This window comes from Candidatus Microthrix parvicella Bio17-1, assembly GCF_000299415.1.
Classification (GTDB): Bacteria; Actinomycetota; Acidimicrobiia; order Acidimicrobiales; family Microtrichaceae; genus Microthrix; species Microthrix parvicella.
On the sequence record NZ_AMPG01000002.1, the window covers coordinates 73,567 to 89,145 of the forward strand.

The 15,579-nt window shown below is 64.7% G+C and carries 9 protein-coding genes; 5 read left to right on the forward strand and 4 right to left on the reverse strand.

Annotated features, from left to right (window positions below):
• Positions 1 to 151: 151 nt before the first annotated feature.
• A complete protein-coding gene (locus tag MPARV_RS0108510; RefSeq protein WP_031277526.1) occupies positions 152 to 1,645 on the forward strand; it encodes an IS1380 family transposase in 1,494 nt (497 codons plus the stop codon).
• 267 nt (positions 1,646 to 1,912) lie between these two features.
• Positions 1,913 to 3,133, forward strand: a complete 1,221-nt coding sequence (locus tag MPARV_RS0108515; protein ID WP_020377940.1) for an IS4 family transposase — start codon at positions 1,913 to 1,915, stop codon at positions 3,131 to 3,133.
• 293 nt (positions 3,134 to 3,426) lie between these two features.
• Here MPARV_RS0108515 and MPARV_RS24645 read toward each other — a convergent pair whose 3' ends face one another.
• The 4 genes from MPARV_RS24645 to MPARV_RS0108540 form a co-directional block, all read right to left on the reverse strand.
• Positions 3,427 to 7,134: a DEAD/DEAH box helicase gene (locus MPARV_RS24645; RefSeq protein WP_202948823.1), complete on the reverse strand. Its 3,708-nt coding sequence runs from the start codon at positions 7,132 to 7,134 to the stop codon at positions 3,427 to 3,429.
• 52 nt (positions 7,135 to 7,186) lie between these two features.
• Entirely contained in the window at positions 7,187 to 8,569 is a 1,383-nt protein-coding gene (locus tag MPARV_RS0108525; protein ID WP_020377942.1) for an ATP-binding protein, read from the reverse strand.
• A complete protein-coding gene (locus MPARV_RS0108530) occupies positions 8,566 to 10,749 on the reverse strand; it encodes a tellurite resistance TerB family protein (protein WP_081582187.1) in 2,184 nt (727 codons plus the stop codon). Before MPARV_RS0108530 ends, MPARV_RS0108525 begins: the two co-directional genes overlap by 4 nt.
• A 645-nt stretch (positions 10,750 to 11,394) precedes the next feature.
• Positions 11,395 to 11,640: a hypothetical protein gene (locus MPARV_RS0108540; protein ID WP_020377945.1), complete on the reverse strand. Its 246-nt coding sequence runs from the start codon at positions 11,638 to 11,640 to the stop codon at positions 11,395 to 11,397.
• A 484-nt stretch (positions 11,641 to 12,124) separates the two neighbouring features.
• Here MPARV_RS0108540 and MPARV_RS21125 point away from each other — a divergent pair, with 484 nt between their 5' ends.
• The 3 genes from MPARV_RS21125 (at position 12,125) to MPARV_RS0108555 (ending at position 15,563) form a co-directional block, all read left to right on the forward strand.
• Complete coding sequence (locus tag MPARV_RS21125; protein WP_081582188.1) at positions 12,125 to 13,141, forward strand: matrixin family metalloprotease; 1,017 nt, start codon at positions 12,125 to 12,127, stop codon at positions 13,139 to 13,141.
• A 77-nt stretch (positions 13,142 to 13,218) separates the two neighbouring features.
• Entirely contained in the window at positions 13,219 to 14,400 is a 1,182-nt protein-coding gene (locus MPARV_RS21130) for a matrixin family metalloprotease (RefSeq protein ID WP_020377947.1), read from the forward strand.
• Positions 14,401 to 14,636: 236 nt separating this feature from the next.
• Entirely contained in the window at positions 14,637 to 15,563 is a 927-nt protein-coding gene (locus MPARV_RS0108555) for a LysR family transcriptional regulator (RefSeq protein ID WP_012228854.1), read from the forward strand.
• Positions 15,564 to 15,579: the final 16 nt, after the last annotated feature.

Consider the following 15,579-nt stretch of genomic DNA (forward strand, 5'->3'; position numbering starts at 1 on the left):
GTTGTGTCGGAGGGGGACTTGAACTCCCGCGTCGGTCCTGCCGTCTAGCCTCGATCCGGCATGGTAGAACCGTGAAGAACTAGGTTCGGACGCGACAAATGCGCTCCGTTCCGGCAAACTTGTGGTTGTCGAGACACACAAGGAGGCTGGGATGGAACGCACCCGTCAGGTGCAATGTAGCGCGTCGGAACCGGTCCGCTATGACGGCGATGATGAGACCGACAAGATCGTCGCGTTGGCTGGCTTGGGGCCGCTCGCTGAGTACACCGACCGGCTGGGAGTGACCGGCGGGTTCGCCGGTGCTGTGCCCTATTTGGGCCCGGGAATACCGGTTGTTGACCGGGGCGGGTTGTTGGTCCATGGCTTGTTGATGTTGAACGCCGGAGGAGATTGCTGCACCGACCTGGCGATGGTCCAAGCCGCCGAAGGTGTGCTGGGTGACGTCGGTTCGGACACGACGTTCCGGCGGATGATCGCCGACTTCGCCAAAACACCCGGATCGACTGGTGCTATCGACGGCGTGATGGCCGAGGTCCGCACCCGGGTGTGGGCCGAACACGGCTGGTCGGACCCCGGCCGTCGGGTGACCTTGGACATCGACGCCACCCTCACCCGTGTGCACTCGGAGAAAGAAGACGCCAAAGGCAACTACAAACGCGGGTACGGGTTCCACCCGGTCGCGTGTTTCGCTGACTGCTCCGGTGAGGCTCTCGCTGTTGAGCACCGGCCCGGCAACGCCGGCGCGAACACCATCGCCGATCTCGTTGGGATCGTCGACGCAGGACTGGACGCGCTCCCCGAAAGCGTCGCCCGGTCCCATCGCCCCGGCGCTGTCGCTGCTGACGCGGCCAACGAAATCCTCGTCAGATCCGATTCGGCCGGGCACACCCTCGGGTTCATGTGGGACATGTGGGACCGCAACGTCCGGTTCTGTGTCACCGGAAGGTCGAACACCGTCTTGAGCTCGGTGATCCTCAGCTTCGACGACAACACCAACTGGGAACAGGCGTTGGAACCCCACAACGTCGACCTCGACGACGAGCATTCCGACGTCGACGCCCGCAAAGCCCAAGTCGTTGAGGTCACCGACGACCCAGCCATCGCCAGATGGGTTGGGCTGAAGAAACGACCCAAAGACGACCTCGATGTTCACTACCCGCCCGGCACCCGAGTCGTCGTCCGACGCGAACCGTTACACCCCGGCGCCCAGCAGCGGATGTTCGACACGAACGGCTGGCGCCACACCATCATCATCTCCGACCTCCCAGGCGAATCAGCTTTGGAGATCGACCGGCTCCAACGCGAACACGCCCACGTCGAAGAGAACATCAAACGACTCAAAACCTGTGGCCTCGACCGGTTCCCGTTCCCCGACACCGCCCGCAACAAGGTCTGGACCTCAATGGTCGGCTGGGCCCACACCCTCTGTCGCTGGTTCCAACTCGACCTCCTCGCCGGCACCGAGTTCGAACACGCCCACCCCAAAAAGCTGAGACGTTGCCTCTTCAACACACCCGCGATCCTCCGCGTCCGCAACCGGCAAACCTGGACGCTATGGCCCAAACAATGGCCATGGAACCCCCACCTCCGCAACGCAGGACGCCGCCTCCGGACCATGAACCCGCCCGCACCACTCCAGATCTGACCGTCACCTACTCCAGACAGCCAGTCCACCAGCCCGAACCTTCGGCCGGGCTACTTCACCGACCCCACACACCAACCCGAACACACCTCAACACACTGGACAGCCGGGTAGCAGCCCTCTGAACCCGCCACGAGCACCCCACCACATCCGATACCAACCCCCCTCACACCAAAACGGCTTTCAGGCCGCCAACACCGGAGAAACGTGCCGGATCGCGGCTAGTGCCAATGCCGTTAACTTAGAACTACATGGGTGTAGTATCGGCGGATGGCTCGTGTTGGACAGAGAACGGCTGTTGCCGGTGGTCAGTTGGCGGATTCGGTGTCGGTGGGAGTGTTGGAGAAGGCGTTCTCACGAGCGCTTGTCGATGAGGTGGTCGAGGCGTGTGGCCGGAAGGAGCAGCGGGTGAGGGCGCTCCCGGCCCGGGTGATGGCCTATTTCTGTTTGGGGTTGGCGCTTTGGTCTGACGGGTCCTATGAGGACGTGTTGGGCATGGTGTCTTCGGGGCTGGTGTGGGCCCAGGGTGGTGACGGTCCGCCGCAGATGGCGTCGAAGGTGGCGTTGTTCAAGGCCCGTGTCCGGTTGGGCCCGGAGCCGTTGGAGATGTTGTTCCGTCGGGGTGCTGTGCCGATCGGCAAACCGGACTGGGACGACTGTTTTCTGGGTGGCCGGCGTTTGTTGGCGATCGATGGGACCACGATGGATGTGCCCGACACGACCGCCAATGATGAGCATTTCGGTCGGGCTGGTGTGTCCAAGGGTGAACGTTCCGCGTTTCCGTTGGCCCGCCTGGTCGCGGTCGCGGAGTGTGGCACCCATGCGATCTTGGACGCGGAGATCGGCCCGTACACAACGTCGGAGGTCGGCCTGTCGAAAGGGCTGGTCGACCGGTTCACACCGGGCAGCCTGGTGATCGCCGATCGGGGGTTCTATGGCTACGACCTGTGGGTTCGGGCCGAAGCGACCGGAGCCGATCTGTTGTGGCGGGTCAAGAAGAACCTGAAACCTGTGTTCGTGGAGGACCTTGGTGACGGGTCATGGCTCGGCGAGATCCGCCGTGGAGGCCGGGCGGGCCGCAAAGCGAACCCGGTCAGGGTGCGGGTGATCGACTACACCGTCGACAACGGCACACTCGACACCGACGGTGACGACAACACCGACGGCGGGTTCCGGTTGATCACCACCGTCTTGGACCCCGCCGACATTGATGCCGGCGACCTCGCCGCGGCGTATTGGCAGCGGTGGGAGATCGAAACGGTTTTCGATGAGTTGAAGACCCATCAGCGTGGTGCTCGGGGTGTGCTGCGGTCGAAGTCACCGGAGCTGGTCCACCAGGAACTGTGGGCCATGTTGTGTTGCCACTACGCCATCCGGCTGATGATGGCCGACGTCGAGGTCAACGGCGGCCGAGACCCAGACCGGGTCTCGTTCGTTGCCGCACTCAGGATCGCCCGAGACACCGCCCAACAGGGCGGCTTTTCCCCCTGAGCTGGAACTCGCCAGGCTCTGGAACATCGCCACCACCCTCCTCGCTCGGCGTCTCAACCCCAAACGACGAGCCAGATCGTTCCCCCGCGTCGTCAAACGCAAGTACACCAAGTGGCACGTCAAACGGGCGGCTCACGCCGACTGGCCACAACCAGTCCACCTACCCGAAATCACCCTCACCCTCGTAAGTTAACGGCATTGCGGCTAGTGCCTTTCAGCCCTCGTCTATCCTGCAGTTGAAGGGGTTTTCGGCGAATGGAGTGTCGCCCTGTGCGGGGCTGTTCTGCCTGATATCAGGCTGTTTCTCGGCATTCGACACAGACCGGCCGGCTTGAGGACCGGGATGCGAGCCAGGATGAACCGCAGCGCACGCACACGAGCGCTTTGCCAGAGGACTCCAACCGGGATACCGGAAGGCTGTCACCGGGGCCGGATGCGGCGAGGAAGGCGGCGACTGCTGCTACCGGGATGCCGAACTTCCGGGCTTTGCCCGCTTTGCCGGACCGGGATGCCGGGTCGGCAGCAACGAGAAGGTCGCATGCCTTAGCCGTCACGCTGTTCGTTGGAATGAGACCTCTGTCCTGGGCAAGCTCCTCGAGCTCGGCGCGTAAGAGCTCACGGCCGTGGGCATCCAGAGCGGCACCGGTGAAGCAGACCTGCAGCCCTTCGGTGAGCGTGAGGTCGCCACCTGTCGACCGGTACCCGTCGGTGCGTTGAGAGACAACAGAGACGTCGACTCCGAGGAGTGCTGCGGCACGACACAGCTGGTCGTACTCGGCTTCGGTGACGATGTGGTCGTCGAGTGCGGCATCTATGAGCCTGCTCAGGAACTCCCGGTGTGCCCGTTCGACCTGCTCGCCCGTGAGATTGAGATCGTCTGCCATCGCAGCAAGTTCGGCCCGTTCTTCCTGAGTGAGTTTGAGATCGCTGAGCGCCTGACCGAGCAACACGACGTACGGGGCGACATCGGCGGCAGTCCGGATACCAGCAGCGAGGGCCGCCAGGTAAGGCGCAGGTTCTTCAGCCTGGCTCGATCTGCTCCGGCTGTGAAGGCGGGCCGGTCGGACTTCGATGGGTTGTGCCGAAGCAGGTGTGCCTGGCCGGGTGAAAGCTTGGGCGACCGAGAGCAACAGCCCGGCGGTTGCGTAGGCGTCGACTTTGGCGCTGTGGGCGTCGCCACCGAACTCGACGCCGTTCTCAGCGCATGCGATACCAAGCTTGCAGCCGGTCACTTTGAGGGTGTCGAGGCCGTCACCCCACTGGATGAGGATGCCGGCAGCGGCGAGTTCGGAGGACAGCATCCGCTGGTCGAAGGACAGGTTGTGACCAACAACGACAGCTCCGTCGAGCCTGGCAGCGACGTGATGGGCGACGTCGTAGAACATGGGTGCGTCGGTGACCATTTCGGCGGTGACCTGGTGAAGCCAGGTCGGCCCGACGTCACGGCCAGGGTTGACGAGGGTTTCGAAGATCTCGTCGACCGTCCCATGTTCGTCGATCGTGATGATGGCGACCTCGACGACGCGGTCCTTGTTGTACAGGCCGGTGGTTTCGACATCGATGACGGCGAGACGTCCACCACCTTCGAGGAGATGACCAAGTAGCGACCCTGGCTTGGGACCCTTCGGCTCCGGAGGAGAAGGAAGAGGAGGAAGCGGAGGGGGTGGGGGTGGGGGTGGGGGTGGGGGGGGGGGAAGTAGCGGCGACGGTACCGATGGGGCGGTGGGGTCGCTTGGTGAGCCCAGCTTCGAACCGGGCTGTGCGTCGACAGCAACGAGGACACGCCAAGCACCCGCTACGTCAATGATGCGGGCTGCGGTTGCTTCGGCAGCAAGCTCGGCATCGAGCGCCCAGTCCCACTTGTCGACCTCGGAGTTCTCGACATGCCGTCCGAACTCCAATGGGTCCGGGACGGGCTTGGCGAGGAGGGATCTGGCGGCGGCAACGACCTGGTCGGGGGAGGAGTCGGTGACCGTCAAAGTGGGACCGTCGACGCTCACGACTAGCCCTTGTGTTGCCAGGGCAAGCGCGGCGGTGGACAGACCGCGATCCCCCACCCAAGGAAGAATGATGGTGTCGTTGCCGGCTGCAACGAGAACATGTTGGTCGAGCTCGAGGCGCCGCCAAGCTTTACGACCCTCGGCAAGAAGAGTCTTGGCTTCGGCATCCAGCCACACGGGCACATCGGTGCCTTGATAGACCGCGACCATCTCCTCACGGACCCGATCCCCAACGAGTGCGACTTCGCCACCAAAGGGCGGAGGTACTCCGCCGGCGGCTCGGGTCAGCTCGACGACGTGGCCGACCGTATCGACGCCGGTGATGCGCCAGCGACGACCAGCGAAGATGAGTAGCCCGCCGATGGCGAGAGGCTGGGTGACCGGCAGCGTGCCGAGAGGCCTGCCGTCAGCGATGAGCCGCCATTCCTCCTGGGTTTGAAATGCGCTGTAGAAGGAGTAATGGTTGACAGCCCGCTCGCCTAACTGGCCGTGCAGCAACAGGCCGTCCCCGGATTGAACGATCAAATCCTGGGCGGCCATGGATCGAAGGAGCCGACTGAAACGTGCCGGATCCGAGTCGCTGAAGGGCCCAGGTCCGCACAGGGCGCCGTGAAGCTCAGCTGCCGTGGCACCGCCGTGCTGCGCGATGACGGACAGGACCTGCTGGATCAGCGTCGATAGGTTCAGTCCTGCATCGTCGGAAGGTTCGAGCCAACGTTCAAGGAGCAGGCGCACCATGGCCACGGTCTGGACGAGACTGCATCGAAGCTCACCTGCTGGCGCCGATCGAATATCGAGCTCCTTCTCGGTGACGTACATGCGAAGCACCGCTGGTTCGCCCCGGCGTCCGGCACGTCCGAGTCGCTGTCGAAGCGAAGCCACCGAAGGCGGCGGACCTATCTGGGCGATGCTCGCAACGGAGCCGATGTCGATTCCCATCTCGAGTGTTGACGTGCACACTGCGGTGACCGGCCGGGTTCGGTCCTTGAGCTGCGCCTCGACGACTTCTCGGACATCCTTCGCAAGGCTCCCGTGGTGCGGCCAGAACTCGTTGGCAACCTTGGCGCGTTCGCAGCGCCTGGCCAACAAGTCGGCGTACGTCTCGACGTCGCTTCTTGCGTTGGCAAACACGAGGTTGTCACAGCCGCGCAGCGACTTGAACAGATGCTCTGCAATGTCGAGCTGGTCACCGTTCACGACCTGTTCGATCTCGACGGTCTGCCCGGCGGCTTCGGCGGCCCGCACTTGGCGGCCACGGAGATCGGGTGCTGCCGCGCGGTATCCGCGGAGCTGAAGTTTGAGTTCCTGACCGTCAGAGGTTGACTCGATCACAAGCACGTTGTCAGGTCCGGTAGGACGGAGGAACGCCTTTGCGGCAGACATGTCGCCGAGCGTGGCAGAGAGCCCGATGCGTGGCGGTCGTCGTCGGACGGCCAGCTCGATGCGGTTCAGCAGCGACTGGAGTTGGGCACCTCGGGGTGTGGCAAGGAATGAGTGGAGCTCGTCGACGACGACGTAGCGAAGACCTGCGAACATCGTTGCGATCTCGTTGCCACGGTTGACGAACTGGGCTTCGAGTGACTCCGGGGTGATGAGCAGCACCCCCGAAGGGTGCTTCACGGTTTTGCGCTTTTCGCTTCCGGCCACGTCACCGTGCCAACGGTGGACCGCGACATCGGCCCGGTCACAGATCATGTCCAGCCGGTCGTACTGGTCGTTGATCAGTGCTTTCAGCGGCGACAGGTACAGGACTTCGATGCCTGGGGCAGGCGGTGGCACCGGTGGCGCCCAAGGGTCGTGGCCTTCCCACGGGTCAGCGGTTGGGGCTCCTCTGGCAACGTCGCGTTGGTGAGCTAACGCTGAGCAGATCGGCAGAAAGGCAGCTTCGGTCTTACCTGCCGCTGTGGCCGCCGAGATGATGACGTCGTGGTGCTCGTCGAGGATCGGCCCGATCGCTCGCTCCTGAGCGTCGTGGAGCGTCGTCCAGCCCTGTTCATGCACCCATCGCTGCATGGACGGGTGCAGCCGGGGGAATGACTGCGATCCGCTCGATTCAGAGCTTGAAGGTGGCGAGGTCGTCATCGTCCTCTTCGATCGGGGCGTCCGGTGCCTGCGTGGGAGCAGTAGCCGTCAGAGGCTGTGCGGGCTCGTCTTCGCTGAGCGGGGCAAGGTCCGGGTTGGTTTCCGGAGCCAGTTCGACTCGTTCTACAAGCTCGGACCACTCGATGTCGGGGTTCTGATCCAGGACGGCGAGAAGGTTGATGAACTCTTTGATCGTGGTGCGAGGGGTCCGGAAGTAGGCGTCGCCGACCCGTGTTGAGCAATGGGTCATGAACGCTGTGAGCGCCTCATCAGGTACCAGGTAATTGTTGGGGATCCCGCCGGCGTAGACGTGACGGAGCTTGTCGAGCAGGACATACATGTCCTCAGGTGCCAGGTTCGGGAGGCGAAGCACTGGCCCGGAGTAGTCGACGAGGCCAGCGCCGGCGAAAGTGTTCTCAGCGAGACGAGATTGGAGTGCTGCATACGAGTAGAGGCCACGTCGGGTGTCGAGCAGAAGGTCGGGGGTGCCGCCAAGAACGAACCCGAGCCCGACGGCGGAACCTTGAAGACAGTCGTTGAGGATCCGTAGGAGTTGCTCGTAGTTGGCGTTGCGGGCCTGTGTGTTCGACAGTTTGTACAAGTTGACGAGCTCGTCGAGGTTGACGAGCAGGCCAGAGAAGCCGGCGAGGCGCACGAATCGGGCGAAGAGTTTGAGGTGGTCGTAGAACGTCGAGTCGTCGATGATCGTTCGGACACCGAGCGCGGCGCGGGCGTCGGTGCGGGTGGTGAACTCGCCACGCAACCATCGCACGGCATCTGCCTTGAGTTGTTCGTTGCCGGTGTCGTGTCCTCGCCAATACGCGGCGATAACCTCAGCGAAGTCGTAGCCGCCAGTCATCTCTTCGAGTTCGGCGAGCCGCTCACGGATCACGATCTCGGGTGCGACGCCGCGACTGGTGGATGCGGTGAGGCTGTCGGCAACGAACCTTTCGATGATCGAGGGCATGGCACCGCCGTCAGGCTTGGCCCGGGTGGACACGTTGCGCATTAGTTCGGCGTACAGGCTTCTTGCTTGACCACCGGTGGCGTGGAGACGGCGGTCTGGGGCGAGGTCGGCGTGCACGGTGACGAGTTTTCGCTCGAGAGCGATGGAACGAATGAGGTTTAGAAAGAACGACTTGCCGGCGCCGTACTCGCCGATAGCGAACCGGATTGCGGACCCGCCGTCGGCGATGCGTTCGATGTCAGCCAGAAGGGCGGTGACCTCGTTGGCTCTACCGACTTGGATGTGCTGTTGGCCGATGCGAGGGACAACTCCGGCGCGCAGCGACTGCAAGATGGCGTCGCGTTCGCGGGGCCGGATCGGTGCGGGTGCTGAGCGTTGTCCGGTCATTCGTAGAGCTCCTGGGCGGCGTAGTGGTTGAGTTCGAGCGGGTCATCCCCGTCGATGAGAGGTTCGCCACAAATGTCCATGGCGGCCTCGTTGATGCGGTCGATGGCACCCGCCAACATTAGAAGCCCGAGGTTCCCAGCGGCTTTCTCAGCGTCGGCCCGTTCCCATGTGGTTTGGGCTAGGAGGTGCGCGGCGAGAGCGCTGTGGGCGCTGTCGAGGCCCTCGATCGTCACACCGTCGGAGTCATCTGGTGAAGGCGCTGACGGCACCGGATCGGCCGGGGGGTCTTCTTCGGTGAAGATGTCGGCGAGTAGGGCGGTGACAGTTGCTGTCTCGGCCATTCGTGCTTGGACTTTGGCTGGGTCGAGGCGGATACCGGTACCTGCAGGGTCTGGTGCTGGGATGGCATGGCGGGGCGCGTCGTAGTCGGCAGTGCGGACGGTCAGCGGGCCGGTGTCGGTGTCGGTGCCGAGGGTGTGGACCGTCCGGTAGAGCTCGCTTTCGTCGATTCCGAGCAGCTTGTAGAGCTTCGTGAGCGTGGTGATCTCTTCGGGGCTGACGACCCCGTCTGCGGCGGCGAGGTCGACGAGGAACAGGCCGATGGCACTGCGTTGCGCCACAGAGAGCGCGTTGACCTTGGTCTTGACGCCGGTAAGGCTTGGTTTGCCGACGGTCAGCCAGGTGAAGTGGGCGTTGAGCCGGGCCCGCTCGGGTCCGTCGAGTTCGAGCGATGCTTCAAGGTGCCGTGCGAGGTGGAGCCGCTCGCCGTCGTCGATGCTGCCGTCGGATGACGCAACGACCGCTGTGAGATGCACGAGGGCTGCAGCCGCAGCGTATGGGGCCGATGGTGCCGCGGGTGCTTGGTCTGGCAGGATGAACACCACCGCTGTGGAACCTGGCGTGGGTGTCTTGCCACCGAACCGGACGTCGGGTTCGATACCGATGTTGAACTTGGCAAGCAGCGAAGCGAGGGATACCGCGTCTTTCTTCGTGAGCTTCTCTGTGCGCCCGGGGGCCCAACGCTGCACGACGTCGTCGAGCAGTACTGCCACAGCGCCCTGTTCAGCGAGAGTTGCACCCCAGGTTCGGAGACTGTCGAGGGTGGCACCGCCACGGGTAGCGAGTAGTTCGTCGGGGAGCAGGCCGAGCGCTGCAGGTTCGCTGGCACCATCTGGGTTCCGTCCAAGGAACCGGCTGTAAGCGTCGAGGGAGTCAGTGCAGCTCGCCTCGACCTCACGGATCTTGTCGAACAGTGCTTTGGATGCACAGACATCGGGGACGTCTTCGAGCCGCTGGCGGTAGTCGCCGCGCAGACCGCCCGATGCAGGCTGATAGTGAACTTCGACGCGGGCCTTGGGAATCCGGGCCACGATCCCGTCGCCGAACTTGGCCCGGTACCGCTGAACGAAAAGCTCGTCGAACTCGTCGGTGCACCGAGTGGCAGGGGTACGCAGGTTCGCCTCGGGGTGCAACCGTAGAAACGCGAGAGCCCACTCGGCAGGGATCGGTTGTTTAGCGGCGACGTACCGGCCGAGGCCGACCCGAACGACCGGCGGGATCTCCCAGCTTCGTGGCACTGATGCCCAAGCAGGTGGGGTGACTGGGGCCGTCATTGCTGAAATGGTCTCGATCAGCGCGAGGAAACGACCTGCGTACATCTGGAAAGACCCGTTGTCGCCGTAGATCGCCAGGAGTCGAAGGACCTCGGCGGTGATGAGCGCAGCGTCAGGGTGGTTCGAGTTCGATCCAAGGTCGACAAGGAAGCGGCGCTCAAACCCGTAGAAGTACAAGAAAACGAAGCCGATATACGCGTTGGGATCGGACCGTCCACCGAGCAGCCAGTTGAGGTAGCCGGCGCGGGCCGACGGGTCCAGGGCACCGTAGGACGGCCAGTAGCCCATCGTGGCCCCGGTCAGGTCGGGCCGCCTCCACTGCACAGGAAGTGATGGGTCAATCAGAGCGGGCTCGAAGGTCTGGCCGTCGCCGGAACGTGCCCGTGACCCGACATAGAGCAGCCCGCCTGCGATTACCTGTCCGTCCACCTGGAAAGGCTGACCAGCCGGAACCCACGTGATCTCTCCACTTTGCGGACGGGTGCGAGATGGCCGGGAAACCGGTTGCCCTGAGGTGGGAGGACCGCTGACGACCTTGCGGCCCCTCAGCTTGTCTAGGAATCCCATCAGTTGTTTGCCGTTCCCTTCATGAACGTAGCGTTTCGACCGCAGGCCGAGAGGGCGGTGCGGGGTTGAGGTGCCCGCCAGTCCCCTGGCTGCTCAGTGGCACTGCTGCGGTCAGCGCGTTCTGTTGTATCCCGTCGTGACTGCTGTGCACCGCTGCTCCGAACCGATGTGTGTAGTCAAATCGTAGCGACCCGGTGTGACTGCCGATGGCGAACCGTTGGTCTTCTTGCTGCGCAGCGGCAGGGTACGCCCGTTGCGACTACCTGGGCTTGGATCCTGATCGCGTTAGGGCCCCAGTCTCTCGACGACGCCCCCGACTGGAGCGCTCCAGTCATGGTCGCCCACCTGCAGTTCGCCCGGTGAGCGTCGACCCCGCCTGTTTCCGATGTGACGGTTGTCCTCCTCGCTGGCGGAGGAGACGTACCAGGTGGGGTGCCGTTCTGTATCACTGCATCCGGTAAATACGTGGCTTGGTGATCGGGGTTCGTGGCTCAGGTTGGTTGGTGCTGGGTCGAACTTGGCGGTCCGGGCCGGTGTCTGAACGACGGCGGCAGCGCCGAACAGGAGCGCCGCCCGGAGCGGAGCGGAGCGCAGCACAGCGAGCACCGCCCAGTACGGCGCCACGCTCGGGGCGCCCGCCGACACTCAGCCAACGCCAACAAGGCGCAGTTGCTTCCAGCCAACCAGGCGGCCCACGTCCCCCGCTGACATGGCCAGAACGTTCCCCGAGTCCTCCAAGGTCTCCTCTCCCCGGACGGCGCACGTACGGGCGAGTGCGGCTGTCGTGGCGTGCGCTCGGTTGGTGAGCGTTGCGGCGTGGCACATGCGCTCGTCCGGGTCCAGGTTCGGATCGGTGGCGAGTGCTGCGAGGTCCGCAAGTGATCGGCCCATGTTGGGTGGCTCCTGTCGGTACTGAGGTTTCGGGACGGTTGAGGCGTCCGGAACGGCGCCTCGACCATGTGTCGACAGGGTGGGCTCGGGGGCGGCGGGTTAAGGGCGTAGAGCGCAGACATGGACAGCGAAGCGAGGAACCAGCGCAGCGGAGCATGTCGGAGCGTCCCTTGAGGCTCTGCACACGAGTGCAACAGCACCGATGGAAACTGGCCGGGCCGGACGTGACCCAGGCCCCCACGGTGGGGCCGTCACCGACCAGGCGCCGGCGCTCTCAGGAAGGGGTCACAACAGCGTCGCCAACCCGACGCTGCTCTGCACTGTCCGGGAAGCCATGATCCCGGAACTGCGCCACTCTGCCTCACGCTTGCAGTGGCAGGGCGGCTGACCTCGCTTGGGACCTCTTGCGCGCATGACCCAAACAGCGGACGCTCAGAGCGAGGACCGGAGGCTGGGTGGCGGTCGGTAGCATCAAAGGGTGACGATGAGGCCACCACCGGGCTCCTGGCCACCCGACGAGCAACAAACCGAGCGTGTCCGCCGTCAGCGAGCCCTGGCCGAGCGATTGGCGGCGCAACAACAGCTCGACAATGCCCGGATGGCCTCCGCCCCAACAAAGAGTCGGCTGAGGCGACGACGCAGACGCCCTGGCAACAACCGTTTTGTCGCAATTTTGGCTGTGATTGCGCTGATCGCCACCGTCCTCACGGCCGAACGCTGGGCCGGGTCGGGTGAGGGCGGCCTGGGCTGGGCGGGCGGTACCGGCAACTTCGGCGAGCAGAGCACCCAGGTGGACCGACCGACGCCCCAAGACGACCCGTCGCCCACCCCGCTCGGAACGCCTCCTCCCCTACCCACCGCCGACGGGAACTTTGCCTTCATCGCCATGCGGCCCGACGCCCCCGAACGCCCCGTCACCTACGACCCCTGCCGAACCATTCGTTACGTCGTGAACAACGCCGAGGCCCCGCCCGGGGCCGACTTGATGGTGCAGGAGGCGCTGGTTGCGGCCAGCGATGCCACCGGCCTGGTGTTCGAAGCGGTTGGCCCCACCGACGAGGCCCCCTCGGCCGCTCGCAAGGCCTACCAACCCGATCGTTACGGTGACGTCTGGGCGCCCGTGCTGATTGGGTGGACCAGCCCCGAGAACGAGTCGACGCTTGCAGGTGCCGTCGCCGGTCTGGGCGGGAGTTCATGGTTGGAGGTGGACGACGTCGAAGTGGACGGCAAACGCGTGGACCGCACCTCGGTGTTCGTCTCAGGCCACATTGCGTTGGATGGACCACAAATCGCCGAGCTCCTCGCGCAAGGACCCGAGGGCCGCCGAGCAGCGTTGGCGGTCGTGACGCACGAGGTGGGCCACCTGCTGGGACTCGATCACGTGCCCGACCCCACGCAGCTGATGAACCCCGAGGGCTCCCTCGGAATCAACGAGTTTCAGGCAGGCGACCGACGCGGCCTGAATCAGCTGGGCCAGGGCCCCTGCATCCCGGAACTGTGATCACCGAACCCTGCCCAGAAGAAGGTTGATCCTGAACAGGTAACCAGCCTGAATGCCGTCCTGGCTACGCTTTCAGGGTGGCGCCACCCGACTCCCCTGCTGATGACCAGTGGGACCCCACCGACGGCGAATCAGGATCCAGCAACTCGCCGTGGTGGTTTGACCCGGCCGAACTTACAGCCGGTGGCAAATATGGTGCGCCGCCGCTGGAGCCGTCCGCCGAGGAGCGCCAACGAGAGGCTGCACGGCTTGAACGCCAGCGGGCCCTCCACGAACGGCTGACCGCAGAGAGCATCGCTCCGGCGCAAACCGCCCCGGTTCCGCGCGGTGGCTGGGGCGCCGCCGAGATTCGTCCCCAGAGAAGGTCTCGACCGCCGTCCGTGCTGCGATTGCTGCTGATCGCCGTCATCACAGCCATGGTTGCCACCGGGCTCGCGGTCGTTCTGACGCCAAAGCTGACCGAACGCGCAGCACCGGCCTGGACCGGAGGTGACGCAATGGTCGACCGGGTTGAGCCGAAAGAGCTGCCTGCGGACCCAGCGGGCAAAACGAACCAGAAACCTGTTGCAGAATCGGAAACCCCCCTGGGAGGCCCGCCGGCACTTCCGACCGGAAGCGGCCCCTACCGGTTCATCGCCATGCGCCCCGACGCGGACGCACCGGTGACCTACGACCCATGCCGCCCCATTCGTTACGTCATCAACGACGCGGACGCGCCGCCGAACGGCGACCGGCTGATCACTGATGCGTTGGCCGAGGTGAGCGCCGCCACCGGCCTGGTGTTCAAACCCGTGGGACGAACGGACGAATCACCCGGACCCAACAGGGAGAGCGTCCAGCCGAACCGCTACGGCGCCGACTGGGCACCGGTGCTGATCGCCTGGAGCAACCCCGATGTGGTACCCGGCCTGGCCGGAGCCGTGGCCGGACAGGCCGGGAGCACCTCGTACCGCGTCACCCGCTCGACTGCCGACAGCGAGGTGAGCAGGCAATCGACCGGTTACGTCACCGGCATCATCATGCTGGATGGCTCGCAGATCGCCGAGATCATCGCCGAAGCACCGGACGGCCAGTCAGCGGCGAGGTCGGTGGTGCAACACGAGGCCGGTCACCTGGTTGGTCTTGATCACGTTGATGACCCGTCGCAGCTCATGTACCCCGAGAGCAACATCGAAACGACCCACTTTGGCGACGGTGACCTTCGAGGGCTCCACGAGCTTGGATTGGGTCCGTGCATCCCCGAACTCACGCCCAGTTAAGCTCCGCAGAACCCGTCCCCAAAAAGAACTGAAGGGCCGGCGGGGGGAGCCGGCCCTTCAGTGTGAACCGCGGTACGGGGGGACGTAACCGTCGGTTGGAGGCCGAGGAGATGAGGGGGGATTGATTCCCCTCGGCGACTTGATAAAGACACCATAAGCCCGAGCACGCAATGCTGCAAACAGTTTGAGAAGATACTTTACATCGTAAATTCAGATGGGTCGGGTACGCTGCCGACGTGGAACTCAAAGCACTTCGTGCACTCAGCGCCGTCGGCGACCATCACAGCTTCTCGGCGGCGGCCCGGTCGCTGTCAACCGTGCAGTCCAACGTGTCGGCCCACGTCGCCCGGTTGGAACGGGAGTTGGGGGTCACGCTGGTGGACCGGGAAAACAACCAACTCACCCCCGAAGGCGCGCTGGTGACCTCCCGAACGCTGCGCATCGAACGGGAGCTTGATGCGCTGGCGTCAGACCTGGCGGCGCTGCGCGACGAGGTGATCGGCGCAGTACGGCTGGGGGTGATCGGTACCACCGCCAGGTGGCTGGTGCCGCTGCTGCTCAATCACCTGGCCGCGAACCACCCGGGTATTGCGCTGACCCTGCTGGACGGCACCACCTCGGTGCTGTTGCCCCGGGTGGCGGAGGGTGACCTGGACCTCGCCGTGGTGTCCTACGCGGGGAACGACCCCGCAATCTCCATGGAATCGCTGTTCGACGAGGACCTGGTGCTGGTGGTGGGCACGGACCACCCGCTGGCCGACCGCACCCAGGTGTCCGTGGCCGACCTGGACGGTTGGGAAATGATTCTCGATGTGCCTGGGAGTCGGTACCGGGCACTGCTCGACGAACGTTGCGCTGCGGCCGGGGTGGTGCTGAAGCCCAAGGCGGAGATCGAGGGCCTGCGGCTGATCGCATCGCTGGCCTTCACCGGTTTCGGCGCCGCCATCCTGCCCGCGTCAGCCGCTCCCTTCGACGGCGGTGACCGTTGGGTGGCACTACCCATTACCGACATCGAAGGCCGGACCGTGGGGCTGGCGCGTCGACGAAAGCGGATGCCCTCGGCGGCGGCCCGCACCGTTGCGCAGGCGATTATCGATGTGGTGAGTGAGTCGGCCGCCAAACAGGGTGGGCTTCGGGCCAGATCACCCCAGGGTGGGCAGTGAGCATCGGCGCGTCTCG